25 protein-coding genes are annotated in these 23,635 nt (G+C 73.2%); 11 read left to right on the top strand and 14 right to left on the bottom strand.

Annotated features, from left to right (window positions below; translation table 11 throughout):
* Positions 1 to 13: 13 nt before the first annotated feature.
* From ACFV7Q_RS22150 to ACFV7Q_RS22140, 3 genes are read right to left on the bottom strand one after another with little or no spacing between them, the layout of a single operon-like run.
* Entirely contained in the window at positions 14 to 1,072 is a 1,059-nt protein-coding gene (locus ACFV7Q_RS22150; protein ID WP_385430813.1) for an ArsO family NAD(P)H-dependent flavin-containing monooxygenase, read from the bottom strand.
* Positions 1,069 to 1,845: an aquaporin gene (locus ACFV7Q_RS22145; protein ID WP_385430811.1), complete on the bottom strand. Its 777-nt coding sequence runs from the start codon at positions 1,843 to 1,845 to the stop codon at positions 1,069 to 1,071. The genes ACFV7Q_RS22150 and ACFV7Q_RS22145 overlap by 4 nt, the downstream gene beginning before the upstream one ends.
* A 40-nt stretch (positions 1,846 to 1,885) precedes the next feature.
* The gene (locus ACFV7Q_RS22140; RefSeq protein WP_385430810.1) at positions 1,886 to 2,200 is read right to left on the bottom strand and encodes an ArsR/SmtB family transcription factor; all 315 of its coding nucleotides are present in this window, start codon (positions 2,198 to 2,200) and stop codon (positions 1,886 to 1,888) included.
* A 186-nt stretch (positions 2,201 to 2,386) separates the two neighbouring features.
* Here ACFV7Q_RS22140 and ACFV7Q_RS22135 point away from each other — a divergent pair, with 186 nt between their 5' ends.
* Positions 2,387 to 2,836: an arsenate reductase ArsC gene (locus ACFV7Q_RS22135; protein ID WP_385430808.1), complete on the top strand. Its 450-nt coding sequence runs from the start codon at positions 2,387 to 2,389 to the stop codon at positions 2,834 to 2,836.
* A gap of 158 nt (positions 2,837 to 2,994) precedes the next feature.
* On the opposite strand, the gene ACFV7Q_RS22130 is transcribed toward ACFV7Q_RS22135, so the two are convergent.
* From ACFV7Q_RS22130 to ACFV7Q_RS22105, 6 genes are all read right to left on the bottom strand, one after another.
* Complete coding sequence (locus ACFV7Q_RS22130) at positions 2,995 to 3,456, bottom strand: hypothetical protein (RefSeq protein WP_385430806.1); 462 nt, start codon at positions 3,454 to 3,456, stop codon at positions 2,995 to 2,997.
* Positions 3,457 to 3,690: 234 nt separating this feature from the next.
* Positions 3,691 to 4,473, bottom strand: coding sequence for an alpha/beta fold hydrolase (locus ACFV7Q_RS22125; RefSeq protein WP_385430804.1), 783 nt, complete (start codon positions 4,471 to 4,473; stop codon positions 3,691 to 3,693).
* Between the two features lie 156 nt (positions 4,474 to 4,629).
* A complete protein-coding gene (locus tag ACFV7Q_RS22120; RefSeq protein WP_385430803.1) occupies positions 4,630 to 6,243 on the bottom strand; it encodes an alpha/beta fold hydrolase in 1,614 nt (537 codons plus the stop codon).
* A 12-nt stretch (positions 6,244 to 6,255) separates the two neighbouring features.
* Positions 6,256 to 6,957, bottom strand: coding sequence for a hypothetical protein (locus ACFV7Q_RS22115; protein ID WP_385430801.1), 702 nt, complete (start codon positions 6,955 to 6,957; stop codon positions 6,256 to 6,258).
* Between the two features lie 138 nt (positions 6,958 to 7,095).
* The gene (locus ACFV7Q_RS22110; protein WP_385430799.1) at positions 7,096 to 7,767 is read right to left on the bottom strand and encodes a TetR/AcrR family transcriptional regulator; all 672 of its coding nucleotides are present in this window, start codon (positions 7,765 to 7,767) and stop codon (positions 7,096 to 7,098) included.
* A 23-nt stretch (positions 7,768 to 7,790) separates the two neighbouring features.
* Positions 7,791 to 9,320 (bottom strand): monooxygenase, encoded by a 1,530-nt coding sequence (locus ACFV7Q_RS22105; RefSeq protein WP_385430797.1) that lies wholly within the window; start codon positions 9,318 to 9,320, stop codon positions 7,791 to 7,793.
* A 795-nt stretch (positions 9,321 to 10,115) separates the two neighbouring features.
* Between ACFV7Q_RS22105 and ACFV7Q_RS22100 the strand changes: the two genes are divergently transcribed.
* Positions 10,116 to 11,498 (top strand): DUF6777 domain-containing protein, encoded by a 1,383-nt coding sequence (locus tag ACFV7Q_RS22100; protein ID WP_385430795.1) that lies wholly within the window; start codon positions 10,116 to 10,118, stop codon positions 11,496 to 11,498.
* A gap of 205 nt (positions 11,499 to 11,703) precedes the next feature.
* Here the strand turns inward: ACFV7Q_RS22100 and ACFV7Q_RS22095 are convergent, their stop codons facing one another.
* Positions 11,704 to 12,756 carry an ArsR/SmtB family transcription factor gene (locus ACFV7Q_RS22095; protein ID WP_385430793.1) on the bottom strand — a complete coding sequence of 351 codons (1,053 nt, stop codon included), beginning with the start codon at positions 12,754 to 12,756 and terminating at the stop codon, positions 11,704 to 11,706.
* A gap of 506 nt (positions 12,757 to 13,262) precedes the next feature.
* Here ACFV7Q_RS22095 and ACFV7Q_RS22090 point away from each other — a divergent pair.
* Both ACFV7Q_RS22090 and ACFV7Q_RS22085 read left to right on the top strand, forming a co-directional pair.
* A complete protein-coding gene (locus tag ACFV7Q_RS22090) occupies positions 13,263 to 15,704 on the top strand; it encodes a SpoIIE family protein phosphatase (RefSeq protein ID WP_385430792.1) in 2,442 nt (813 codons plus the stop codon).
* A gap of 219 nt (positions 15,705 to 15,923) precedes the next feature.
* Positions 15,924 to 16,154 carry a response regulator transcription factor gene (locus ACFV7Q_RS22085; protein WP_385430790.1) on the top strand — a complete coding sequence of 77 codons (231 nt, stop codon included), beginning with the start codon at positions 15,924 to 15,926 and terminating at the stop codon, positions 16,152 to 16,154.
* Positions 16,155 to 16,184: 30 nt separating this feature from the next.
* Here the strand turns inward: ACFV7Q_RS22085 and ACFV7Q_RS22080 are convergent, their stop codons facing one another.
* The 3 genes from ACFV7Q_RS22080 to ACFV7Q_RS22070 all read right to left on the bottom strand — a co-directional run bounded on the left by ACFV7Q_RS22080 (position 16,185) and on the right by ACFV7Q_RS22070 (position 18,596).
* A complete protein-coding gene (locus tag ACFV7Q_RS22080) occupies positions 16,185 to 17,210 on the bottom strand; it encodes a serine/threonine-protein kinase (protein ID WP_385430789.1) in 1,026 nt (341 codons plus the stop codon).
* 441 nt (positions 17,211 to 17,651) lie between these two features.
* Positions 17,652 to 17,975, bottom strand: a complete 324-nt coding sequence (locus ACFV7Q_RS22075) for a plasmid stabilization protein (RefSeq protein WP_385430788.1) — start codon at positions 17,973 to 17,975, stop codon at positions 17,652 to 17,654.
* 60 nt (positions 17,976 to 18,035) lie between these two features.
* A complete protein-coding gene (locus tag ACFV7Q_RS22070; RefSeq protein WP_385430786.1) occupies positions 18,036 to 18,596 on the bottom strand; it encodes a hemerythrin domain-containing protein in 561 nt (186 codons plus the stop codon).
* Between the two features lie 158 nt (positions 18,597 to 18,754).
* Here ACFV7Q_RS22070 and ACFV7Q_RS22065 point away from each other — a divergent pair, with 158 nt between their 5' ends.
* Genes ACFV7Q_RS22065 through ACFV7Q_RS22055 form a run of 3 tightly spaced genes read left to right on the top strand, consistent with a single transcriptional unit; the run spans position 18,755 to position 20,731 of the window.
* Positions 18,755 to 19,453: a HemK2/MTQ2 family protein methyltransferase gene (locus ACFV7Q_RS22065; protein WP_385430784.1), complete on the top strand. Its 699-nt coding sequence runs from the start codon at positions 18,755 to 18,757 to the stop codon at positions 19,451 to 19,453.
* 52 nt (positions 19,454 to 19,505) lie between these two features.
* The gene (locus tag ACFV7Q_RS22060) at positions 19,506 to 19,730 is read left to right on the top strand and encodes a CDGSH iron-sulfur domain-containing protein (protein ID WP_385430782.1); all 225 of its coding nucleotides are present in this window, start codon (positions 19,506 to 19,508) and stop codon (positions 19,728 to 19,730) included.
* Entirely contained in the window at positions 19,727 to 20,731 is a 1,005-nt protein-coding gene (locus ACFV7Q_RS22055; RefSeq protein ID WP_385430780.1) for an iron-containing redox enzyme family protein, read from the top strand. The genes ACFV7Q_RS22060 and ACFV7Q_RS22055 overlap by 4 nt, the downstream gene beginning before the upstream one ends.
* 14 nt (positions 20,732 to 20,745) lie before the next feature.
* Here the strand turns inward: ACFV7Q_RS22055 and ACFV7Q_RS22050 are convergent, their stop codons facing one another.
* A complete protein-coding gene (locus ACFV7Q_RS22050) occupies positions 20,746 to 21,252 on the bottom strand; it encodes a flavin reductase family protein (RefSeq protein ID WP_385430778.1) in 507 nt (168 codons plus the stop codon).
* 155 nt (positions 21,253 to 21,407) lie between these two features.
* Here ACFV7Q_RS22050 and ACFV7Q_RS22045 point away from each other — a divergent pair, with 155 nt between their 5' ends.
* The 4 genes from ACFV7Q_RS22045 to ACFV7Q_RS22030 all read left to right on the top strand — a co-directional run bounded on the left by ACFV7Q_RS22045 (position 21,408) and on the right by ACFV7Q_RS22030 (position 23,568).
* Entirely contained in the window at positions 21,408 to 21,650 is a 243-nt protein-coding gene (locus tag ACFV7Q_RS22045) for a DUF6480 family protein (RefSeq protein WP_385430776.1), read from the top strand.
* A gap of 361 nt (positions 21,651 to 22,011) precedes the next feature.
* Complete coding sequence (locus ACFV7Q_RS22040) at positions 22,012 to 22,209, top strand: hypothetical protein (protein ID WP_385430774.1); 198 nt, start codon at positions 22,012 to 22,014, stop codon at positions 22,207 to 22,209.
* Positions 22,210 to 22,441: 232 nt separating this feature from the next.
* Positions 22,442 to 23,305, top strand: a complete 864-nt coding sequence (locus tag ACFV7Q_RS22035; protein ID WP_385430772.1) for an oxaloacetate decarboxylase — start codon at positions 22,442 to 22,444, stop codon at positions 23,303 to 23,305.
* Positions 23,302 to 23,568, top strand: coding sequence for a hypothetical protein (locus ACFV7Q_RS22030; RefSeq protein WP_385430770.1), 267 nt, complete (start codon positions 23,302 to 23,304; stop codon positions 23,566 to 23,568). The genes ACFV7Q_RS22035 and ACFV7Q_RS22030 overlap by 4 nt, the downstream gene beginning before the upstream one ends.
* Positions 23,569 to 23,635 lie beyond the last annotated feature (67 nt).

The following is a 23,635-nucleotide window of genomic DNA, read 5'->3' as shown; positions in this document are numbered from 1 at the left end:
TGGGAGGTGGGAGTCAGGCGAGCAGGTCGCGGATCTGCCGGGCGGCTTCGCGGGCGGGGCGGCCGACGCCGATGAGGGTGGCGGAGGCGGGGCCGGTCCAGTCGCCGTGGCCGAGCAGGTGCAGGCGGGGTTCGTCCACGGCGCGGGTGCCGTCGGTGGCGACGCGTCCTCGGCTGCCGCGCAGGTGCAGCGCCGCGAACGGGGCGAGCGCGGGTCGGAAGCCGGTGCACCAGATGACCGCGTCGACTTCCGCGGCAGTGGTGTCGGCCCATTCGACACCGGCGGCGGTGAGCCGGCTGAACATCGGCTTCGGGTTCAGGAGTCCGGCGTCGCGGGCGGCGCGTACGGGCGGGACGGCGACGATGTCGCCGAGGGAGGCGACGCCTCCGGTGTCGGCCCGGCCTTCGTCCAGGGCGCGGCGGCGGGCAGTCGCCGCGTCGAAGAGCGCTCGGCCGTCGATGTCGTCGGCCAGGTAGCGGGGCGTGCGCCGGGTGACCCAGGTCAGGTCGATCCGGGCATGAGCGAGGTCGGCGGCGATCTGGGCTGCGGAGTTGCCGCCTCCGACGACGATGACCCGCTGCCCGGCGAACTCGTTGGGGCTCCGGTACTGGACGGTGTGGAGCTGGCGGCCGGTGAACTCCCGGCGGCCGGGAACCGCCGGGAGGAAGGGTCGGGTCCACGTGCCGGTCGCGCCGATGACGGCGCGGGCCCGCCAGTCGCCGCAGTCCGTCCGTACCCGCAGGAAGGCGCCGTCGCGGTGGACCGCGCAGACCCGCACACCGCGCTGGACGGGCAGTCCGTACCGCTTCTCGTAGTCGGCGAGGTAGTCGACGACGTGCGCCGCGTCGGGGTAGGTCCGGCCGGGCTGGACCGGCATCAGTCTCCCGGGGAGGGAGGAGTACCGGGCCGGGGAGAACAGGCTCAGGGAGTCCCAGGTGTGCTGCCAGGCCCCGCCCGGTGTCGTCTGGGCGTCGAGGATGACGTGCTCGACGCCCAGACGGCGCAGGTGGTAGCCGGCGGCGAGGCCTGCTTGGCCGCCGCCGATCACCACCACGTCCGTGCGCTGCGTCATGCCGAGGGCGTCCCGTCGTCCGTCCTGCCGCGCATGAAGATGACGGCCACCAGGGCCAGGCCCGCCGCGGCGCCGATCAGCTGCACGGCGATGAAGCCGGGCACGGAGGCGGGGGCGATGCCCGCGAAGGTGTCGGTGAAAGCGCGGCCGATCGTGACGGCCGGGTTGGCGAAGGAGGTGGAGGAGGTGAACCAGTACGCGGCGCCGATGTAGGAAGCGACCGCGACGGGGGCGAAGCGGAGGCGGTCGTTGCGGGCCAGGCCGAAGATCAGCAGGATCAGGCCCGCGGTGGCGACGACCTCGCCGAGGAGGAGGTTCCCGGCGGAACGGTCGTGGGTGGACCACGTGACGAGCGGCTCGCCGAACATCGCGTCCGCGAGGATCGCGCCCGCGATCGCGCCGACGATCTGCGAGGGCACGTACACGGCCAGCTCGCGGGCGTTGACGCCGGGGCCGCCGCGGCGGGCGGTCCACCACTCGGCCAGCGTCACGGCGGGGTTGAAGTGCGCCCCGGACACCGGGCCGAGGAGCGCGATGAGGACGCCGAGCCCGAAGACCGTGGCGGTGGAGTTGGCCAGTAGCTGCAGGGCCACGTCCTGGGTGAGCTTCGTTGCCTGGATGCCGGAGCCGACGACGACCGCGACGAGGGCCGCGGTGCCGACCAGCTCGGCAGCTGCGCGGGCGACCAGCGGGGTGCGGGGCGGGGTCGCGCCGGGGGCGGGCTGGGGCACGTCGGCAGGTACCGGGGTGCCGACGGGCTTGGTGGCGGTCAAGACGGGTTCTCCTCGGGCAGGTGGGGCAAAGCGCGGAAGGCTAAGGGCAGGACCGCTTGAGGTTCGCTTCGGCGGTGGCCCGCGCGGTCTGGGCGAGGTCGGCGAACTGACCGGCGAGGGCTTCGATGACTTCCGGGCGCAGGCGGTAGTAGACGTACCTGCCGCAGGGCTCCGTCTCCACGACCCCCGCCTCCCGCAGCACCTTCATGTGGTTGGAGAGGTTCGTCTGCTTGGCGCCCGTCTCTTCCACGAGATGGGTCGTGCAGAGCGTCTCGCGCGCGAGCAGGGTCACGATCCGGAGCCTGAGCGGGTCGGCCAGAACCCGGATCAGATCAGTGTCGACTGACGTCATCATGGACTGATACTGTCACATCAGTCGGGACTGACACCAGCCCGTGTTGATCCCTTCGGCTCCTTCGAACGGGAGCGCCGGGGCCGCCCGTCTCGCCACTCGATACGCCGGCCGCTTCGCGCCGGAACCCGTGCTGCCCTGAAGCCCCACAGAAGCCCACCGCAGTCGTCTCACCCCAAGGAAGAACAGATGTCCTCCGCTCTCCCCCAGCCTGGCGGCCGGGAGGTACCCCCAGCCGCCTCCGTACTGTTCGTCTGCATCCACAACGCGGGCCGCTCCCAGATGGCGGCCGGGTTCCTGCGCCACCTCGCGGGCGACCGCGTCGAGGTCCGCTCCGCCGGTTCCATGCCCGGCGAGCAGATCAACCCCTCGGCCGTCGCCGCCATGGCCGAGCTGGGCATCGACATCTCCGACCAGACCCCCAAGGTGCTCACCCCCGAAGCCGCCCAGGCGTCCGACTACATCATCACCATGGGCTGCGGCGACGCCTGCCCCTACTTCCCCGGCAAGACCTACCTCGACTGGCAGCTCGACGACCCGGCCGGCCAGGGTGTCGAGGCCGTCCGCCCCATCCGCGACGAGATCAAGGGCCTCATCGAGGGCCTGATCGCCGAGATCGACGCCAAGTCGAAGGCCTGAGGCACACGACGTGACCGGGACGCTCCGACCGACGACGTAGGCGACTGCATCGTCATGGGCTCGGGACGGGTCGTGCTGCAGACGGACCACGCAGTGGTCCTCGGGGACCGGGCGCGCCCTGGGGCGCTGCATGCGACGTGGGCGCGCAACGAGGTCGGTCACGGGTAGTGCTTCGGTTCGCCGGGGCGCTCGAAGTAGAACCCGCGCGGGCCGCGGGGTTCCGCGGCACCGTCGCACGAGCAGGGCCGGCCCTCGCCCCTCCCCTCGACCAGAGCGCTGCCGCCGAGGAGGGGTTTGCCGTCGTACCGTCGCCCGGAAGACCCGAACACGTGCGTCCCGCGGCCCAGCTGCATCAGGCCCGCCACGACGTACCGTGGCGGAACCGGCAGGCCGCCGGACACGAGGGGGACGAGCAGGAAGAGGTTCCACTTCTCCCGCGCCCTCGGGCCGGTCCACAGCGCGACGATCACTGCGGCGTCGTCCGGCTCCGGAACGCATCCGCGGACGTAGTACGGCCTGGCGATGGGGGCGTCGGTGTACTGCCAGAGGGCTGCGGCAACGGCGCTCTGCGCGCGGGAGAGGCAGCCCGCGGAACAGGTCAGTCGACCCGTGACCGGCAATTCATGCGGCTGCGGAGGTCGCTCCGTTCCGTCCGACCGCCCCTCTCTCGTCCGCCGTGGAGGATCGGTGTTCATCCGCCGAGGATCCCGGCCCTCCCCCGGAACGCCCATGGACGGCGTACGGGTTCACCTGGATGCCGGATCGGGCCCCCTGCGACCTTGCTGCCCGGCTGCCCGGCTGCCCGGGCCGGTGTGCGCCCCGGCCCCGGGACCTCAGCGGCGGGCCGCACGTGGTCAGTCCTGGTCGAGGAAATCGCCGAGCAGCGCGACGAGTTCGGCCGTCCTCTCGAAGACGACCATGTGGCCGCTGTCCAGCTCCGCGTACGCGCTGCCCGGCACGGCTGCGTGGATCTCGCGCGAGTGCTCCACGGGGATCAGTGCGTCCCGGGTGGAGCCGATGACCAAGGTGCGTGCGGTGATGGAGGGCAGGAGGTCGCTGATGTCGACCCGCCGGTCGAGTTCGATCTGACGCAGTGTCCCCAGCTCGGCCCGGATCCCGGCGACGGTGGCCTTGACGCCTTCGCTGCCGAAGCCGGCGAGGAAAGGAGGAGAGAAGATCATCAACGCGCTGTACGCGGCGAAGGCTTCCGGGTCGACGTCCGGGAGCCGCCGCCACAGGTCGACGGCCAACTGCTGACGAGGGTCGTCGTTGCGGGCCCAGCCGTTGATGACGACGAGGCGCCGGACGAGTTCCGGGTGCTTGGCCGCGGCCGCCGCCGCTACGACGGCACCGAGGGAGAAGCCGACGACGTCGAAGGGCCCGTCCGTCACTGCCCGGGCCGCGCCGATCACTTGGTCCGCCAGCTCTTCCAGGCTCAGCTCGTCCGCGTGCAGAGGGGTCCGACCACTGCCCGAGTAGTCCGGGGTGATGACGGTGCGGCGATCCGTGAAGTGCTCACGGAGGTGGCCGAAATTGGATTCGCCGTCGGCTGCCGTACCGTGCACGAACAACAGGCCGGGACCATGGCCCTGCGCGGTGTAGTGAACGGGGGTGCCATTGACGTCGATCGTGGGCACGGACGCTCCTTGACTGGTGAACCGGTGACGTGAGTACGGAGGCCGGGGGGTCCGAACCCCGCCCCCACGGGGCAGCAACATCGCGGGGCACCGGTTTAGTCCACCCCGTGCGCACTCTCCGACACCGGCCACGGGACTTCCGGTTCGGCTGCGGGGTCAGGGGCCGATCTCGAACTCTGGGGGCTTCAAGTGGTTGAGGCATGCGGTGTTCGGGGCGGTGGGGTTGTCGAAGAACGAGACGGTGATCTCCTGGGCGCACTTCGAGGTGGCGAACACGACGTGGGGCTCGTACGGGACCGTGACGACGGTCGCCCGGGGCAACGTGCGGGCGACGTACGGCCCGTTGGCCGCTCCGGTCTGGGCGTCGAAGCCGCCCGAAAGGGCCAGGGTGGGGACGTCGCTGCGCGTGGCCTCCCGGATCGAGCGCGGCGCCGCGGGGACGTTCCAGACGTCGCAGTCCTCGCGGAGGGAAGTGAGCTGTGGGGCCTGGGCCTGTACCGAGCGGGGGAACGACGGGTACGCGTCCTGCCCGCCGCGGAGTGCTTGCGCCCGGGTCTCGTACGGCGTCCATTCGCTGCAGAAGACGCCGTAGACGAGCCCGTGGGCGACCCGGCCGATGGCCTGCGGGCTGTACTTGCCTGCCGCCCACTGCTGCGCGACCCGCTGGGGTTTGCCGTGGGCCAGCTCGTCGACGGATCGGGGCACCCCCTCCGCGACGTGGGTGGCGGAGGTCAGCCAGTTCACCAGGGCTCCGCCGTCCAGGACGACCTTCACCTGCTTCTGGCTGTCGGGGAGCGTGACGGTGGTGGTGACGGGCTCGGCTTCGAGTTCCCGGACGAGGCGCTCGAAGGTGGCGGACAGGTTCGGATAGCGGCGGTTGCACGCCGGGTCCTGCACGCAGGCCTTGAACAGGCCGTCGAAGCCCTGTTTTGCGCTGCTCCAGGTCAGGGCGGAGCCGGCCGTCGCGGGCGGCAGGATGCCGTCGATGCCGACGGACCGGAGGCCCTCGGGGTGTTGGCGCATGTAGATGAGCGCCAGGTGGGTGCCGTAGGAGATGCCGAAGACGTTCCACTGGTCGACGCCGAGGGCGGCGCGGAGGTCCGCGTAGTCGGCGGCGCTCTCGGTGTCGTTGTAGGCGCTCAGGTCGGCCCCGCGGGCGGCCAGTCGCTCGCGGCAGGCCCGCGTCGCGGCGACGTGCAGGCGCTCCGTGGCCGGTGCGCCGTAGACGAGGCCGGTGGCGCGTGCGTTGAACTCGTCGATGTTGGGGCAGGTGAGCTGCGGGTCGGCCGAGTACGTCCCGCGCTGGGACATGAAGATCACGTCACGGTCCCGGTTCAGGCCGCCGTCGATCGCCATCTTCGCCTCCCCGACCGCGTCGTCGCCGGGGCCACCGGCGAGCCACACGATCGGGTCGGGTTTCGGTTCGTCGGTCGCCGCGGGCACGATCGCGACGCCGAGGGTGATCTTTCGGCTGTTCGGCTCGGTGCGGTTCTCGGGCACGGTGAGCGTTCCGCAGCGGGCCTCGTCGAGCTCGGCTACCGGCTCCGCCGTCTTCGGGCAGGGGCCCGGCTCGAAGCGGGCGTCGCCCACCGTCCGGGCCACCGTGCCGATCGGGGCTTTGGGGCTCGCGGTGGGCCCGGTGCCGTCTTGCGGTTGGGCGGGTGTGGCGAGTAGGCCCGTGAGCAGGACCCCGAGGGCCACTGCGGTCGGCCTCGTACGGGGCCTCCGCGCGGGGCGGCGGCCGCGTCGGGGCGCAGGGTTGGGTGCCATCTGCCCTCCCGCTCATTTCGGGGTGACGGTGAACGGCTTCGGTGCGGGACCGGCCGTGCAGCCGGCGTCGGGTGCGGTCGGATCCGCGCTGGCGGTGGCCACCCGCCGGGCGGCGCTACGGTCCGGGACGTTCCGGGTGCGGCACACGTCGTACGGGGAGGGCAGGTGCGGTGCCCGGGCCAGGTCGTCGTCCGGCCAGCCGGGGAAAGGTCCGGCGCCCCGTGTCCAGCACGTCGGTCTGCGAGTGCCCGGGCGCCCACTCGCTGAACGCACCCCGAAGTCAGCCGCGGTCCCGGTGGTGTGGTGGGTGCTCAGGTCGATCCCGTCGGCCGCCAGCCGGTCCCGGCACTTCTGGACGACGTCCAGCGGCAGGCGCTGCGCCGGTGCCCCGTTGTGGCGGAGCCCCACGTACTGGGCGTGGAACCGGACCGGTTGCGGGTAGGCGGGGTTCGGTTGGTCGTGGAGGTTTCCGCTGTCGGCGGGCTTCACGGCGGCTGCCGGGACGACCGCGACGGCCAGCTTGACGGTCCGGTCGGAGGGGCGGGCACGGTCCTCGGGGACTTCCAGCAAGCCGCACCGCGCCGCGGCGGCGGTCGGGCCGGGCCGGGCGTCGCGGGCGGGCGGTGGCGCGGCAACGCTCCGTGCCGGGCCCCGCGCTGTCACGCAGTCGAGAGCGGCAGCGGCAGCCGCCGCGCCGGTGCTGTGCTTTGCCATACGATCCCGTTCCTCGGCCGGCATCCACGGCAGCCCGCGGCCGGACGACGCCGCAGCGGTGTGGCGGAACGCACGCACGTACAGCGACCGTACCGCGGGGCGCGCCCGCCCGCACACGGGCAGCGGTCCGCGGAGCGGCTACGCACGCGTGAGCAGGCCCCTCGTCAGCAGGCCGAGGCCGAACTCGAAGCGGTCCGCGTGGTCCTGGCTGGTCAGGATCGGCAGGGTGGCCGTGAGGTGCGGGTAGGTTCCGGCGGCGGTGACCGCCTCGCGCAACACCTCCGGGGCCGCGGGCGCTTCGCCGGCCGGGCTGAGGGCTGCCTGCTCCTCCAGGGTGTGCCCCACGGTGTAGTGGACGACGGCGAGCAGCGCCCGCGCCGCGTCGGCGTCGTCGAAGCCGGCCCCGCGAAGGATGCCGATGCCGGAGTCGGCGAGGTTGAGGGTGTTCGGGCCGGTGGAGTGCGTGCCGGCGAAGACGCGTGCTCCGTCGCGGTGGGCGAGCAGCGCCAGGCGCAGGGACCGCGCCAGGGCCGACAGCCGTGCGCTCCAGTCCGCCGAGCCGCCCTCCTCGGCGGTGGGCGCGCTCACCTGTGCCAGGATGCGCTCCGCCATCGCGGTCAGCAGGTCCTCCTTGGTGGCGAAGTACCGGTAGAGCGCCCCGGCCTGCACCCCCATCGCGTCGGCGAGCCGTCGCATGGTGAGCGCGTCGAGACCGCCCTCGTCCAGCAGTGCGAGGGCGGTCTCGATGGTTCGGACCGGGTCGAGGCGGGGCGGCCGGCCACGGCCGGTGCGGGTGGGCGGAGTGGTCATGCCCCCAGTCTAGTGAACGGCGTTCACCACGCGGCCTCGCGAACCTCCGGGGGCGGCCCGGCCCAGGCGGTGAGGGCGTGGGACAGCTCGGAGCGCCGCTGCTGCGGGTCCGTGCTGCGGCCCGCCCAGGCGATGTGGCCGTCGGGACGGATCAACAGATCGGTGAGGCCGGACAGTTCGGGGTGGCTGTCGTGGGAGGACACGGTCACGGTGCGCACGCGGCCCGCCCGGCCGGCGCCCGGTTCGCCCCCGGGGTCGGCCAGGTGCAGGACGACGAAGCGGCCGTCGTGGAGGAGCTCGTAGGCGCGGGTGGCTTCCGCGTCGGCGGTCTTCAGGCCGATGTCCGGCATGCGCTGGCCCGCCGGTGCGTCGGTGCCGGACGCGGGGTCGGGCGGGTACGCGGTGGCGAGGGCGGAGACCCGGTCGGCGAGGCGGTGGTTGACGTCCCGGATGGTCAGGAGTTCGTCGAGGAGGGTGCGCAGGGCGGTGGCGGGCCGCGCGTACTGCTCCACCAGGGCGAGTTCCAGCAGCAGGGTTTGGACCTCGGTGTTCTCGGTAACGGCCCGGCCGACGGGCCGGCGCTCGGTTCCGTAGGTGTCGAGCAGTCCGGGCGGGGCCCAGCCGTGGATCTCGGCGGCCAGCTTCCAGCCCAGGTTCATGGCGTCCTGGAGGCCGGTGTTGAGGCCTTGGCCGCCGGCGGGGAAGTGGATGTGGGCGGCGTCACCGGCGAGCAGGATCCGGCCCGCGCGGTAGCGCTCGGCGAGCCGGGTGGCGTTGCCGAAGCGGGACAGCCAGACGGGCCGACCGATGCCGCAGTCGGCACCGCCGAGGGCGGTCAGGGAGGTGCGGAACTCGTCCAGGGTCACCGGCTCGTGGGAGGGGGTCCGCATGCGGGTCGGGTCGACGAGGACCAGCCGGGTGACGCCGTCGTCGACGGGCGCGACGATCAGCCCGCGCTCCCGGGCCCGGTGCAGGGCGGGATCCGCGGTGTCGAGGGTCTCGAAGTCGCCGAGCATGCCGGTCAGGGTCTCTTCGGTGCCGGGGAACCCGATTCCGGCGGACTCGCGGACGGTACTGCGGGCTCCGTCGCAGCCGATGACGTAGGCCGCCCGCAGCGTTTCCGACGCGCCGCCGGGGAGGCGTACGCCCACCTCGACGCCGGCGGTGTCCTGGCGTACGCCGGTGACGGTGTGGCCCCGCCGTACGTCGACGCCGAGCGCGCGGGCCCGCTCCTCCAGCAGGGCCTCGGTGCGGGCCTGGGCGAGGAACAGGGTGTACGGGTGCCGGGTGTCGAGCGTGCCGAAGTCGAGCCGGGTGTTCAGGCCCGCGAAGTGCCAGCCGGGCACCGACCGACCGGGCGTCAGGAAGCGCGGGGCGATCCCGCGCAGGTCGAGCAGTTCGACGCTGCGGGGGTGGAGGGTCAGGGCCCGGGAATGGGGCTGCGGGTGTTCGCGGCGCTCGACGATCAGGGTGCGCACCCCGGCGAGGGCCAGTTCGCAGGCGAGCAGGAGGCCGGTCGGTCCGGCTCCGACGACGATCGCGTCAAAGGGCATTGGGGGTGTCCTCTCGGGGAATCCCGCACATTAGTGAACGATGTTCACGTGAACACCGTTCACTATAGTCGAGCTCTCGAACACCCCGTCAACTCCGGTCCTGCGAAGAACTCGGCGGGGGCGGGCGGCGGTCTCCGGGGCGGGGGCGACGCCGCGCCGGGTGCGCGATAGCCCGCAGCTACGGACCGGCTGCGCCCGGATCCCGTACGTCCGCGATGCGGCCCCGTTGACGAGCCGCACCCCGCAGGACGTCGTGCACATCCGGGCCGCGTCACCCGATTGGGCGCCTCTGACGAGCGGAACGCCCCTCTACGCCCGCGCCCGCTCCCCCGCACCCGGCCATAGCCGAGCTGCCCCTTCCGGCCCGGACCGCACCAGCGGCTCACACGGGCGGGGCGGCCTTCGAGTTGCACGGGCCCGCCGATCGTGCGGGGCACGGCGTGAGGCAGTGGCTGGGCGGGTTCGGCTTGCGAATCCGGCGGTGTCGGCGCTCACAATGGGGGCTGATGGGGTGAAAGCAGGTCCAATCGGCCCGAATCTCACACCCTTTCGAGTTACGTGCATCCCGATCTGGGGCGGGAAGGGGAGAACGTGAGTTCCGAACCGCGGTCAGAGCGTCCCACGGGCCCGCCCTCCGGGCCCCTTTCCGGCCAGCCGTCAGGACCTCCGCCGGGCCGGCCGGGCGGGCCCGGCGGTCCCAGTGGCCCCGGTGGTCCCGGTGGCCCCGGTGGCCCCGGTGGCCCCGGTGGTCCCGAGCGGCAGCCCGGCGAAGGAGGTCACCCCTGGTGGCGGTCCGTGCCCCGGATCGCGGCGGTCACCAGCGCGATTGCCGTCGCCACGGTCCTGGCCGTCGTCCTCACCCGCCCGGCGGGTGACTCCGCCCAGGCCAGCGAGGTCATCCTCCAGCCCACGAGCTCGACCGGGCCGGATCCGTTCACCCCGTCGACGGCGAACACGTCCACGGCCCTGCCGGCGGCCGCGCCGGTCGCCGCGCCCACCGAGGCCGGTGTCATCCGGAGCGTGTCGGGAGCGGAGCCCGGCCTCTACGGCGGGACCCGCAAGAGCGCGGCCTGCGACGTGGAGAAGCAGGTCCGCTACATGACCGCGGATGCGAGCAGGCAGAACGCCTTCGCCTCCGCGACGAACATCCAGCCGTCCGCGGTTCCCGGATACTTGCGCTCGCTGACGCCCGTGCAGTTGCGCTCGGACACCCGGGTCACCAATCACGGCTACCGCAAGGGCACTTCCAACAGTTACCAGGCGGTGCTGCAGTCCGGCACGGCCGTCCTGGTCGACGGCCGCGGAGAGCCGAAGGTGCGCTGCGCCTGTGGCAATCCGCTGGCCCGGGCGGTCCCCCAGAGGGGCACGCCCAAGCAGACGGGGACCACCTGGTCCGGCTACCGGCCGCAAGACGTCGTGGTCGTCAACCGTGCGCCCACGGTGATCAAGATCTTCGTCATCTTCGACGCGAAGAACAAGACCTGGGTCAGCCGGCACTCGGGCGACCACGGCCGCCACGACAGGAGGACCAAGCCCCCGTCGACGCACTGGCCGCTGCCGCCGACGAAGTGGCCTTGGCCCACCACCAAGTCCCCCGCGACCGTGTCGCCGGACACCAGGTCCCCGGGCACGAAGTCCCCGGGCACGAAGTCCCCGGCCACGCAATCCCCGGGGACGAAGTCCCCCGGCACGCAATCCCCGGGCACCAAGTCCCCCGGCACGCAATCCCCGGGTACCAAGTCCCCCGGCACGTCGTCCCCGGGCACCAAGTCCCCCGCGTCCAAATCCCCGCAGTCCCGGCCCCCGGTGACCAAGTCCCCCGCGTCCGACTCCCCGGCACCCAAGTCCCCTGCGTCCCCTGCGTCCCCGCCTCCGGTGACCAAGGAGGCCGGGAGCGAGACGCCGGCGGCCCCGACCGCGGAGACGGTGCCCTCGCCTGCGTCGCCCGTCGAGCCCGCGACGCCGGACGCACCGGTCTCGCCGGTCGCCCCCGTGTCGCCTGACGCTCCGCGGCCCGAAAGCGTGGCGCCCGAGCCCCGCGTGACGGAGCCCGCCGTCCCCGAGCCTCCGGCGCCCCCGTCGGCGGTCGAGCCACCCGCCCCGAACCAGAACGAGGTCGAGCCACCCGCCCCGAACGAGAACCAGGTCGAGCCGCCCGCCAACGAGAACCAGCAGTAGTCACGCACCAGCGGGTGCCGGAGGGCCGATGGCCTCTCCGGCACCCGCTGGTGCGGGCGGCACTCGGCAGTGACGACCGGACCCGCGGCGGTCGTGCGGCCGGGCGCGCCCCGCCCTCACACGGGGACGCGGGCGGAAACGGGCACGGAACGGGACGGGACGGGGACGACGGTGCGGCACGCCCGCAGCTCACGGCTCCGACGACTCACGGCTCCGACACGGTGACCCCGATGGGCGCGGCCCGGAAGTGGTGCCCGTTCAGCAGCGCGCGACCCAACGGGGTGAGGGCGTGCATGACCGCGCTGCCGTGACGGGTGGTGGTGATGAGACCCGCCTGTCGGAGCACGGTGGCCTGCTCGCTGGCGGTGGGCAGGGACGCCGAGATCCGCTCGGCCAGTTGCCCCGTGGTGCACGGCCCCCGGCCGATCGCGTCCAGGGTGTGGGCGCGGGTACGGCCCAGGAGGGCGATGAGGGCCTTGTCGAGCCCGTACTCGGGTGTGGTCAGCAGGGTGGCGGCATCGGCGACGCTGCGGATGACGGGCACGAACAGCACGGTGGGCGCCTGCCCGTCGACCTCGCTGGTGTAGGTGGCGGGTCCGGTCCGGCAGAAGGCCGAGGGGACCAGCAGCAGACCCCGGCCGCCCAGTTCGACGGTGCCGGTGAGCGTTCCCCGGCCGACCTCCAGCACAGGGGACCGCCAGCGGAACCCGGGGGGTAGGCCGGCCAGCATCGCCTCGACCCCGTGTTCGGCGAGGACACGGGCGTGAGCGGCCTGCTCGGCCTGCAGCCGGGACAGGATCCGCGGCCAGTACGGCGCCACGGCGGAGCGGTGGGCGTCCTGGAGGTAGGACAGCAGCTCCTCCCGGTCCTCCCGGTCGTACGCGATGTCACCCCATGCGGTGCCCTGCCAAGGGCCCGTGCAGCGCGTGTAGCGGGCCCGGACGCCGACGGCTCCGACGAGCTCGTTGTGCACGTGGTCCGCCCGCGCCGCGCGCAGGGCCTCGATGCCCTCCTCAAGGGTGGCCTTCGCCCCGGTGACGGTGAACAGGTCCAGGTAGGCCTCGTGGAAGAGGGCGGAGGCGGGATGCGTGCGGGCGGCAGAGGTCGCGTCGACCTTCCGGCGCCAGGCGTCGAACAGTGCCCGTTCCTGGGTCTGCTGCAAGGTCGTCAGGGACAGGAGCGTCTCCCCCAGCGGCCCCCAGGTCGCCGCGATACGGGTCCTGGCGAGGTCCTCGGGCGTGAACACGATGCGCAGCACGGGATGACCTCCTTACGGGGCTGCTGGGAAGGTCGGGCTGACATCCTCCCCGCTTCCCCGGCCCGTCCCAAGGGAGGTTTGCGCCAGGCACTTCGGCCGTGGCCGAAAGGGCTGGGCCTCTCCGGGACCGCGATTGGAGGATCGTTTCCGGGGCGCACGGTACGCACCGGGCGGAGGGTTCCCGGCTCGTGCCCGCAGCTGCCCCTGCCGCGCACCGCGTCCGGTGGTCCCGCTCCTACGGGGGTGGGGCGGAACCGCCGGACGCCGGTCGCGGGAGCACTCCGCGGACGCCGGAGGGGGCGGGGGCCCCTTCGGCGTCTCCCGCTTCTCCGGCGTCTTCGGCTCCCACCGTCCCCGTCGTCCGCCTCGGCGCCGACCGCCCTCGGCGGCCAGCACTGCGTTGGTGCTCCTTGCCCCGCTGGATCATGCTTGTCAGTGGGGCCTCTGGCCGTGCAGTTTCCCGTGGGACAGCGGTAGCGGAACGAGCGAGGGCGAGATGAGCGGCGATGGAGCAACTTCCCACCTCTCCTGGTGAGCGGCCCGAGGAACCGGACGCCTCCCCCCAGCAGTCGTACACGGCCACGGCCACCATCAACGAGCAGGGCGTCGTGACGGAGTGGAGCGAGGGTGCCACCCGACTGCTCGGCTACGTGCCCTCCGAGGTCGTGGGGCTGCCCGCCGACCGGCTGCTCGCCGATGCCGCCGACGACGCGGCACGCAGGATCGCGCCCGACCAGGAGAGGTGGAGCGGCAAGGTCGCGCTGCGGCACCGGGACGGCCGCCGGCTGGAACCCGGGCTGCTCGCGCACCGCTGGACGTCCAGCGGCGGGACCGCCAAGTGGTTCGTGGTCTCCGCCGTGCCGGGCGGGCCCGCGACACCCGCGGGCGAGCCGAAGGAGCTGAAGGAGTGGGCGTTCTCCCAGTGCCCCTGCTTCCTGGCGATCTTCGATGCCGAGCTGCGGCTGGTGCGGGCCAATGAAGGCATGGAGCGCACGCTCTCGCTCACCGAGGCCGAGATGCACGGCCTGCGGCTGCCGGAGATCGCCCCGGATCCCGTGAGCGACGAGACCGAGCGGCGGATGCGCCTGGTACTGGAGACGGGGGAAGCGCAGTACGTGGACGCCTTCATCCGCCCTACGGCTGCCGGGTCGGCGCACGGTTGGGCGGCCTCGCTGGCTCCGTTGCGGGATGCGGACGGCCGGGTGCGCGCCGTCTGCCTGGCCGCGCACGACCGCACCGGAGCCGGTGAGGGCGTACGGGAGCACTTGCACCTGCCGAACGACGTCGCAGCCCACATCGGCACGACCCTGGACAGCGCCCGCACCGCGCAGGAGCTGGTCGACGTCGCCGTCCCCCGGCTCGCCGACTTCGCCGTCGTCGACCTGCTCGAACCGCTCCCGCGCGGCGACGAGCCCGCCCCCGGCCCGGGGGCGGGGCCGGTCACCGTCTGCCGTACTGCGGTGCGGTCGGTTCTCGAAGGGGGCCCGGAGTCACGGGTCGCGGTCGGGGAGACGACCGTCTACCCGCCGCTGTCGCCTCCCGCCGCGTGCCTGGCCGCGGGCCGCGGCGCCGTGTACGGGGCGGGCGACCCGGCCGTCGCCCGGTGGGCGGACCAGGACGCCGGGACCGCCTGGATCGGCGAGTACGGGACCCACTCGATGATGGTGGTGCCGATGCGGGCCGGTAGCACCACGCTCGGTGTGGCGCTCTTCGGCCGGCAGCTGCACCGGGAGCCGTTCCAGCCGGAGGACCTGTGGCTGGCCGAGGAACTCGGGCAGAGGGCGGCCGCCGGCATCCACAGCGCGGGTCGGCAACCCCGCGAGCACACCACCACCATGACCCTCCAGCGCAGCCTGCTCCCGCACACGCTGCCCGAGCAGGCGGCGCTGGAGATCGCCTCCCGCTACCTGCCCGCCGGCACCGAGGCCGGCGTGGGCGGCGACTGGTTCGACGTGATCCCGCTGTCCGGCGCGCGGGTGGCCCTGGTCGTGGGCGACGTCGTCGGCCACGGCATGCGTGCGGCCGCCACCATGGGCCGGCTGCGCACCGCCGTCCGCACCCTGGCCGATGTCGACCTGCCCCCGGACGAGCTGCTCACCCACCTCGACGACCTGATCATCCACCTGTCCGCGGACGAGGGCGAGCAGGACCCCGGCGGGGAGGCCGCCGGCGGCATCGGCACCACCTGCCTGTACGTGGTCTACGACCCGGTGACCCGCCGCTGCACCCTCGCCCGGGCCGGCCACCCCCCGCCGGCCGTGGTCTCCCCGGAGGGCTCCGTGTACCTCATCGACGTACCGGCCGGACCGCCGCTGGGGCTGGGGGGCCTGCCCTTCGAGACCGCCGAGGCGGAGCTTCCCGAGGGCAGCATCATCGCCCTGTACACCGACGGCCTGCTCCAGGCCCGCGACCGCGACATCGACGACGCCCTGGACGGCATGCTCGCCGCCCTCTACCGGCCGGCCTCCACGCTGGACACGGTCTGCGACCGCGTACTGACCGCGCTGCTGACCCACCCTCCCGAAGACGACGTCGCCCTGCTCGTGGCCCGGACCCGGGCCCTGCACGCCGACCAGGTCGTCGTCTGGGACCTGTCCCCGGACCCGTCCGTCGTGGGCCAGGCCCGCCGGTACACCACGGACCAGCTGATGGCCTGGGGGCTGGAGGAAGCCTCCTTCGTCACCGAGCTGCTGGTCAGCGAGCTGGTCACCAATGCCATCCGGTACGGCCAGCCGCCCATCCAGCTCCGGCTGATCCACCAGAACAGCACGCTGATCTGCGAAGTCTCCGATTCGAGCAGCACCGCCCCGCACATGCGGCGGGCCCGGACCTTCGACGAGGGGGGGCGGGGCCTGCTGCTGGTCGCGCAGCTCGCCCAGCGCTGGGGCACCCGGCCCGCCCCCATCGGCAAGACCATCTGGGCCGAGCAGTCGCTCGTCGGTTTCTGAGGGCGGCGTACCGGGGCTGCCGTGCAGCCGGGCGCCGCGCTGCCGGTCCGAAACGGGGCGGGGTGCCCCTGTGACACGCCTGTGACAGTCGACGGACACCGCCATGACGTCGCACCGCCAAGCTTTTGAGCAGGGACAAATACCGACATTCCGGTATGGATCCCCTGCTTCCGAGGGTGTGAGCAGAGATGACCGAACCGATTCGTCGGAGGAAATCCCATGAGCCTCACGCTGACCGCCCCGAACGCCGAAGCCGCCGCATCCACGCTGGCCCCGCGCGAGCAGGAAGCCCTGGGCCACATCGCCGCCGGCTGCACCTACGTGCAGACCGCCCGCAACATGGGACTCTCCAAGCACACGGTCGACGCCTACCTGCGCCGCATCCGGGCCAAGCTGGGCATCAACACCACGGCGGAGATGACCCGCCTGGCCATCTCCATGGGGCTGTGAGCCCACCGCAGACGGGAACGAGGGCGCGTTCTACGCCGACGGCCGCCCGCCGGACGGGACGCGGAAGACCGGGGCGGCCCAGGCCGGTGGCTCCGGTGGGGGCTCGGCGTCCGCGCCGCTCCTGCGGGACCGGTGGACCGTCCCGGATTCGAGATCCGTACGCCGGGCGGCCGTACCCGTGGCGGCACGCAGGGCGGCCACGAATTCCAGGCACGAGTCGTAGCGGTCCTCCGGCACCTTCGCCAGGGCCTTCTCCAGGACCTCGTCGGCCGCGGACGCGATGTCCGGCCGCTTCTCGGTCAGCGGAGGCGGCGGATCGTACTGGTGGGCCCACAGCAGCGCCGCGTCCTCCTCGCGCTCGAAGGGCGGTCCGCCGGTGAGGGACTCGTACACCACGCAGGCGAGGCTGTAGAGGTCGCACCGGCCGTCGACCGGTCGGCCGGAGATCTGCTCGGGCGCCATGTAGTCGAGCGTGCCGACGAACTCGCCGGCGGTGGTGAAGCCGGTGAGCGACAGCGACTTCTTCGTCAGCCCGAAGTCCGTGAGGTAGACGTGCTCGGGGTGGTCGCTGTCGGTGCCCGCGGCGACCAGGATGTTCCCGGGTTTGACGTCCCGGTGAACCAGGTCGTGCTCGTGGGCCGCGTCGAGTGCGGACGCCACCTGGGCGGCGATGCGCAGGGCGGTCGTCACGGGCAGCGGGCCCTCCCGGTCCAGCAGGGCCCGCATGTCGAGGCCGGAGACGTACCGCATGGCGATGTAGAGGACGCCTTCGGTCTCGCCCGCCTCGTAGATCGGCACGATGTGCGGGTGGTCGATCGAGGCGGCCACCCGCGACTCGTGCGTGAAGCGGCGCCGGAAGGTGTCGTCGCGGGCGCGCTCCGGCGCGATCAGCTTGAGCGCGACCGTACGGTCCAGACGCAGGTCCTTCGCGCAGTAGACGACGGCCATCCCGCCGCGACCGAGCATCCGGTCGACCCGGTAGCCCGCGATCTGCTTCCCGATCAGGCCGGACCCCCGGCCGCCCGCGTACACGCTCAGGTTCGATGCCGTGCCCATCAGGCACCCCTCACCCCGCCTCACGGCCGGCGCCGCCGGCGGCGCGGTGATGTCGGCTCGAACGCGTGATCGACGCGACAGGCCGCTCCTCCATACCCGAAAGTCTATCCAGTGATCCACACAGGTGCCCGTTCGCGAACGGCACGGCGATCCGCATGTGGTCACGGCCCGGAGGGGGTGCGGCGCGCATTGCACGGGCAGTGTGGGGGGCAGCACGGTGATGAACGGTCAGCAGCCCGGCGCCGGGGGGAGCGCGCCGTACCGCCGCGGCCGTACGAGCTCGTCACCCGCCCGACCTACGCTCCGCCGGCCGCAGCGCTCCCGCCCGTGTCAGTGCCGCCCGCCGCCCTCCGCAGGTCCCGCAGAGCCGCATCCGACCGGGGACCAGGACGCAGGGCGGCTGCACGCAGGGCCGGCAGTACGCAGGGCGGCAGGCCCTGGTCACCGGTCCAGGGCCTCCTTGAGTTCGGCCTTGTCCATCTGGGAGCGGCCCTTGATGTTCCGCTTCTTCGCCTCGTTGTAGAGCTGCTCCTTCGTCGGTCCTTCGGAGCCGCTGTGCGACCGCTGTCCGCCGCGCTTGGACGAGGACATGTCCTGGGTGGACGAGCGGCTGGCGGTCTTCGACTCGCCGGAGCGGGCGCGCTCCTTGTTCACCGTCCGGGCGGCGATCTCCTCGGCCCGCTTCTCGGACTCGCCTCGGTCCAGCGCGGACTCCTTGATGTGCTCGTACTGTCGTTCCCGCTTCGGGGAAGAGCCGCGGGGCATGGCCCTCTCCTTCCGTGTCTTCCGTACCTTCGTGGGTGGCGCCGCGGCGACGGCGACGGTTCAGGACGCCTTGCCGCGGCCGGTCACGAGGTCCCGTGCCCGGTCGACCAGGCCGAGGCCCGGGGCGAGCAGCTTGTTGGCGGGCGGGGTGGACGGGCTGCCGGGGTGCGGGCGGGTCGGTGCGAGCTTCTTCGCGCGCCGGATCCTGTCGCCGAGGTCGTCCAGGACCTGCTGGGGGCAGTTGTGCCGCAGGGCCGGGAAGAGGTTCTCCTCCTCGTCCTTGATGTGGGCGAGGACCTCGGTGTGCAGTTCGTCCACGCGCCGGTCGAACTCGGGGCCGGCGGGGTCCAGTTCCTCCAGCTCCTTGAGCATCTGCTCCGTCCGGGTGTGGTCGGCGATCTCCTTGTCGGCGATCCGGTCGCCGCCGTCGAGGTGCTCGCGGACGGCGGGGTAGAGGTACTGCTCCTCCGCCACCGAGTGGCGGACCAGTTCGATGGTCAGCAGGTCGGCGACCTGTCGCCGCTGCTGGCCCTCGGTGGTGCTGCGCAGTTGCGCGAAGTAGTCCTTCACCTCGTCGTGATCGGTGGTGAGTTCCTCGACGACGTCTCCACCGTGTCCCATTGGGGTACCTCCCGTCCTGCGGTCCGGGACGGTCGCCCGGACGCCACTTGGTTCGCGCCTGCCCCGTCGCCCGCACGTCATGCCGGGAAACCGCGATCGCACCCCGGCGGGAGTAGTGGGGCGGAATGGCCGGGCGGGTTCCGGGTAGTCGCCGTGTCATGACGCAGCACACCGCACCGGCCGTCGGGCGGGCCCCGGCACCCTCGCCACGGCTGTTCGCCCCGCCGGGGGTCTACCGTCCCCAGGCGGACACCCGGCTCCTGGCCGCAGCCCTCGACCGGGAGGAGCTGGGACCCGGCACGACGGTGATGGAGGTCGGCACCGGAACCGGGGCCCTCGCCCTCCGCGCGGCCGGCAGGGGGGCGAGCGTCACCGCGGTCGACGTCTCCTGGCCGGCCGTCCTCACCGCGTACGCCAACGCGCTGCGGCGGCGGCTGCCGCTGCGGGTGCTGCACGGGGACTTCGCCGCCCGTACCCGCGGCCGGCGGTTCGATCTGGTCCTGGCCAATCCGCCGTACGTCCCTTCCCCCGACCCGCGGCTACCGCTCCGCGGCGCCGCCCGGTCCTGGGACGCAGGGCCGACCGGGCGGCAGATCATCGACCGGATCTGTGCCTGGGCTCCGGCCGTGCTGCGGCCGGGCGGTGTGCTCCTGATCGTGCAGTCCGGCATGTGCGGGCCGCGTGCCACCGTGCGGCGCCTGGAACGGGCCGGACTCAGTGCGGGGGTCCTACTGCGCACGGCCGTGCCGTGGGGTCCGGTGCTGCGCTCACGGCGTACCTGGCTGGAGAGCCACGGCCTGGCGGGCGCGGGCGAGCAGTGGGAAGAGCTGGTGGTCATCCGTGCCCGACGCGCCTGAACACCGCCCGGTTTCCCCGACCGCATCCGCGGCCGAAACCGCAGCCGCCCCCGTGACGAGTCCCGCCCGCCGTGTGACGGTGGTCCCCCAGGGCCCCGTGCTGATCGAGGGCCCGGTGGAGATCGTGCTGGAGGACGGTACGGTCGCCCGCTCGGACCGCTTCACGGTCGCGGTCTGCACCTGCCGCCGCAGCCGGAACCTGCCCTGGTGCGACACCAGCCACCGCCCGCGCCGCCGGGGCCCGGCGGCGCCCTCCGACGACGGGAGCGGACCGTGAACGGGCGACGACCCGGCCTCGTGCCGGGGCGCGGAGAGCTGTCGCAGGCCGTGGTGGACGCCCTGCGCGGCGGCCGGCCGCCCGCGTACTCCCGCGCGGCCGCCACGCGCGCCGATCCGTGGGGCGAGGACCTCCAGCTCGCGCTGTACCTGCTGTACGAACTGCACTACCGGGGATTCCGCGAGGCCGTCGACGAACGGGAGTGGGACCCGCACCTGCTGCAGCTGCGACGGCTCCTGGAGACCGCGTTCCTCGACGCCCTGCGGGGCGAACTGGGCGGCGGGCCGGACAGCGTCGCGGACGCCTTCGGTCCCCTCCTGGTGGAGTCCGCAGAACCGGCCGGCAGCACCAGCCACTACCTGGAACAGCGGGGTTCGCTCTGGCAGCTGCGCGAGTACGCCGCCCTGCGCTCCCTCTACCACCTCAAGGAAGCGGACCCCCACCTGTGGGTCGTCCCGCGGTTGACCGGTCGGGCCAAGGCCGGCATGGCCGCTGTCGAGTACGACGAGTTCGGCGCCGGACGCGCCGAGGACATCCATGCACGGTTGTTCGCCGACCTGATGACCGACCTCGGCCTCGATCCCGCGTACGGCAGGTACCTGAAACACGCTCCGGCGGTCCTGCTCGCCACCGTCAACCTGATGTCGCTCTTCGGCCTGCACCGGGCCCTGCGCGGCGCCCTGGTCGGCCATTTCGCCTGTGTGGAGATCACCTCCTCGCCGGGGTCCCGGCGCCTGCTGCACGCGATGCGGCGGTGCGGCGCGGGCCCGGCCGCCGAACGCTTCTACGCCGAGCACGTCGAGGCCGACGCGGTCCACGAGCAGGTGGTGCGCCGCGAGGTCGTCGGCGGGCTGCTCGCCGACGAACCCGCGCTGGAGGCCGACGTGGCCTTCGGCTGCGCGGCGACGGTCCTGCTGGAAGAGCGGCTCGACGCGCACGTCACGGCGGCCTGGGACCGGAACGAATCGGCCCTGCGCCTCCCGCTCCCGCCCGCCGCCTGACGGGGGGACGGCGGTCAGGCCGGGTGGCCGGGCTCCAGGTCCCGTACATCGGCGTACCGCAGGGGCGGGACGACCGGGCCGGGGGCCGGCGGGGACGGAGACTCTTGGACCGGGGCCAGGAGGAAGCCCTCGTGATCGCCGCCCGCGAACACGCCTTCGATCCGGCCGGTGAACCAGTCGGCCGCGTCCGTCAGCACCGGGCTCCCCGCGTGGCCGGGCCGCCAGCCGGTGCGGGCGAACTTGTCCACGCGGTCTCCGGTCTGGCCGCCGAAGAGCTCCGCGAGGGCCCGCTGGTCCCGACGCAGCAGGTGCACGGTGAGGTACTGCGCCCCGCGCGCGACCGTGTGGGTGTGGTTCGCGGTCGACAGCCAGACGACGAAGCGGGGCGGGTCGATCGAGCACTGGGAGGCGAACCCGACCAGGCACCCGCCGCGCCTGCCGCCGGACGCGGCCGTGACCACGTACACGGGTCCGTCCAGCGCGGCGTTGAAGGCGTCGAGACCGGGCCCGGATTCCGGCACGAGTGGCTCCTGGCGGTCGGCGGCTGGGCCCCGGCGTGCCCCTTGCCCCCTCTGCATCGGCACGCGTGCGGTCGGGCTTGAGCTCACTGCCGCGGCCCGCCCGAACGGTTCCACCGCCGGTGCATACCCGCGGCCTCCGGGGGGAGGCGCCGGGCATGAACAGAGACCATCCCCCTAGCAACCCGGACCCCGACCCGCGGCGGACACCGGGACTGACGCCGGGCGGCAGTGTGCCCCCGGGCGAGACACCGCCGGGCGAGGCGAGCACCGGCACGGGTGCCGGCCCGCACCGTCCCCTGAAGCGGGGCTGGGCGGGCGGCCCGCTCGCGATCATCGTGGTGCTCGCCCTCATCGTCGCCCTGTTCTTCCTCGCCTACGGCATCATGCTGGCCTTGTGACGGCCGGCCGGGTCCGACGATGGTGTGGATGCCGTGACGGGCGGAGCCCGTGCAGGAGCCGGGTCCGTGAGTACGGAGCCACCCCTCGGCCTGGGCGAAGGACGTCCGGGACGGTGGTCGAGGCGACCCGGCCCCGGCTTGATGCCACGCCTTCCGTGCTGGCCGACGTGCGGAACGGGAGCTGGACCGGGAGCAGGACGGGCCGCAGGTTTGGCGGGCGGAGGAACGGTTAGGCGCCGGGCGGCGGAGGCGACGGCCGCCGCCGAGCGGTGCGCCCGCGCAGTGACGCAGTGGCTGCAGCAGTGACGCAGTGGCTGCATGCGCTGCGGCTGCGGGGGACGAGCTGGGAGTGTGAAAGGCCATGGGCGGCGACAGCGACAGGCAGGACAGGGAACGGATCCGCGGACGGTCGCCGGACCCGGACCAGCTGAAGACGGGCGGCCGGCCGCGCAGCCCCGACGAGGTCGCGCACGAGCGCGGCCGGGAGGACGCGACCATGCGCGACGTCATGCACGAGCTGAGCGAGGGAGACCTGGACGACATGCGCGACGACCGCTGAAGCGGAGGGGTGGCCTGCTGGTGGTCCGCTCGCCGGGTGAGCAGCGGTCCTCGGCTGAGGCGCCCAGTGACGTTTCTCTGGTGAAAACGCTCCCCCTGGAGAGTGAGTAAAGCGCTCGCCTCAGGAGTTTCCGGGTTCTCCCACGAAACCATCGGGCTTTGGTAAAGGACCGTCGTGTTGCGGCGGTCCCGCCACGTCTCTGTGCTGCTTCACCATGACGAGGAGTCAGGCCTTGACCTACGGGAACAAGTTGCGGGAACAGATCGCCGCGCCGGGAACCACCCCCCTGATCGGCGTGTACGACATGTACTCGGCGTCCATCGCGGCCCGGCACTACGACGGGATGTTCGTCTCCGGCTTCGGCTTCGCCGCGTCCTACTACGGGCTGCCGGACATCGGGTTCATCGCCTGGCCGGACATGGTCGCCTTCGTCCAGCGGCTGCGCGGCGCTTTCCCCGGGCACCACCTGCTCGTGGACATCGACGACGGCTACGCGGACCCGGAGGTGGCCTGCCACGTCGTCGAGGGGCTGGAGCGCATCGGGGCCTCCGGGGTGATCCTGGAGGACCAGCGGCGTCCCCGCCGGTGCGGGCACGCCGACGGCAAGCAGGTGTTGCCCCTCCAGGAGTACCTCGACAAGTTGGAGATGGTGCTGGCCGTCCGCCAGGACATGGTCGTGGTGGCCCGTACGGACGCCACCGAGGAGGCCGACATCCTGCACCGGGCCGAGCGCCTGGCGGCCACCGACGCCGACGTGGTCCTGGTCGACGGGGTGCGCAGCGTGGAGTGGATCCGACGGATCCGGGAGGTGGTCGGCGACAAGCCGCTGCTCTTCAACCAGCTGGCGGGCGGGAAGTCGCCGCGGCTCTCGCTCGGTGAGCTGGCCGAACTCGGGGTGGACGTGGCGATCTACAGCACGCCCTGCCTCTTCGCGGCCCACGAGGCGATGGACGCGGCCCTGCGCGACCTGCGGCGGAACGACGGGCGGCTGCCCCTCGTGACCGCCGACGGCGGGATCGGTGTCGCCACCGCTACCCGGCTCCTGGAGGACAACGTGGCCCGGCTGCGCCCGGTTCCCGAGCGGGTGGGGGTGTGAGCCGCCGGCAGGGCGGGCGGGGGCGAGCGGCCGTCCCGGTGCTCGCGGCGGTCCTGCTCGGTGCGGCGGCCGCGCCCGCAGCGGCCGGCGGGAGTCTGATCACGGTGGTCGACAACTCCCACGCCGACTCCATCCTGGAGCTCGACCGGACCGCCAACGTCCAGTACCGCAGCAGCGGCACGGCGGGCAGCGACCACGACGGCAGCGCCGTCGAAGCCGTGCAGGCCCTGTTCGGCGCCCTCACCTCCGCAGAGCCGGACTGACGGCGGCCAACGCGACCGGCCCCCGGCATCCCGGTGCCGGGGGCCGGTCGCGCCGCCCCGCCGCACG

The sequence above is a fragment of the Streptomyces sp. NPDC059851 genome (assembly GCF_042732005.1).
Classification (GTDB): Bacteria; Actinomycetota; Actinomycetes; order Streptomycetales; family Streptomycetaceae; genus Streptomyces.
The sequence above is the reverse complement of the archived record's forward strand: the minus strand, read 5'-3'. Positions and strand labels throughout refer to the sequence as shown.

What these genes read in the sequence shown, in the direction of transcription:
- ACFV7Q_RS22150 (WP_385430813.1), bottom strand. Translation starts at nt 1,072, where the DNA reads ATGACGCAGCGCACGGACGTGGTGGTGATCGGCGGCGGCCAAGCAGGC.
- ACFV7Q_RS22040 (WP_385430774.1), top strand. Translation starts at nt 22,012, where the DNA reads ATGGGCGGCGACAGCGACAGGCAGGACAGGGAACGGATCCGCGGACGG.
- ACFV7Q_RS22070 (WP_385430786.1), bottom strand. Translation starts at nt 18,596, where the DNA reads ATGGGACACGGTGGAGACGTCGTCGAGGAACTCACCACCGATCACGAC.
- ACFV7Q_RS22105 (WP_385430797.1), bottom strand. Translation starts at nt 9,320, where the DNA reads ATGCCCTTTGACGCGATCGTCGTCGGAGCCGGACCGACCGGCCTCCTG.
- ACFV7Q_RS22065 (WP_385430784.1), top strand. Translation starts at nt 18,755, where the DNA reads ATGACGCAGCACACCGCACCGGCCGTCGGGCGGGCCCCGGCACCCTCG.
- ACFV7Q_RS22090 (WP_385430792.1), top strand. Translation starts at nt 13,263, where the DNA reads ATGGAGCAACTTCCCACCTCTCCTGGTGAGCGGCCCGAGGAACCGGAC.
- ACFV7Q_RS22115 (WP_385430801.1), bottom strand. Translation starts at nt 6,957, where the DNA reads ATGGCAAAGCACAGCACCGGCGCGGCGGCTGCCGCTGCCGCTCTCGAC.
- ACFV7Q_RS22085 (WP_385430790.1), top strand. Translation starts at nt 15,924, where the DNA reads ATGAGCCTCACGCTGACCGCCCCGAACGCCGAAGCCGCCGCATCCACG.
- ACFV7Q_RS22135 (WP_385430808.1), top strand. Translation starts at nt 2,387, where the DNA reads ATGTCCTCCGCTCTCCCCCAGCCTGGCGGCCGGGAGGTACCCCCAGCC.
- ACFV7Q_RS22045 (WP_385430776.1), top strand. Translation starts at nt 21,408, where the DNA reads ATGAACAGAGACCATCCCCCTAGCAACCCGGACCCCGACCCGCGGCGG.
- ACFV7Q_RS22110 (WP_385430799.1), bottom strand. Translation starts at nt 7,767, where the DNA reads ATGACCACTCCGCCCACCCGCACCGGCCGTGGCCGGCCGCCCCGCCTC.
- ACFV7Q_RS22140 (WP_385430810.1), bottom strand. Translation starts at nt 2,200, where the DNA reads ATGATGACGTCAGTCGACACTGATCTGATCCGGGTTCTGGCCGACCCG.
- ACFV7Q_RS22080 (WP_385430789.1), bottom strand. Translation starts at nt 17,210, where the DNA reads ATGGGCACGGCATCGAACCTGAGCGTGTACGCGGGCGGCCGGGGGTCC.
- ACFV7Q_RS22120 (WP_385430803.1), bottom strand. Translation starts at nt 6,243, where the DNA reads ATGGCACCCAACCCTGCGCCCCGACGCGGCCGCCGCCCCGCGCGGAGG.
- ACFV7Q_RS22075 (WP_385430788.1), bottom strand. Translation starts at nt 17,975, where the DNA reads ATGCCCCGCGGCTCTTCCCCGAAGCGGGAACGACAGTACGAGCACATC.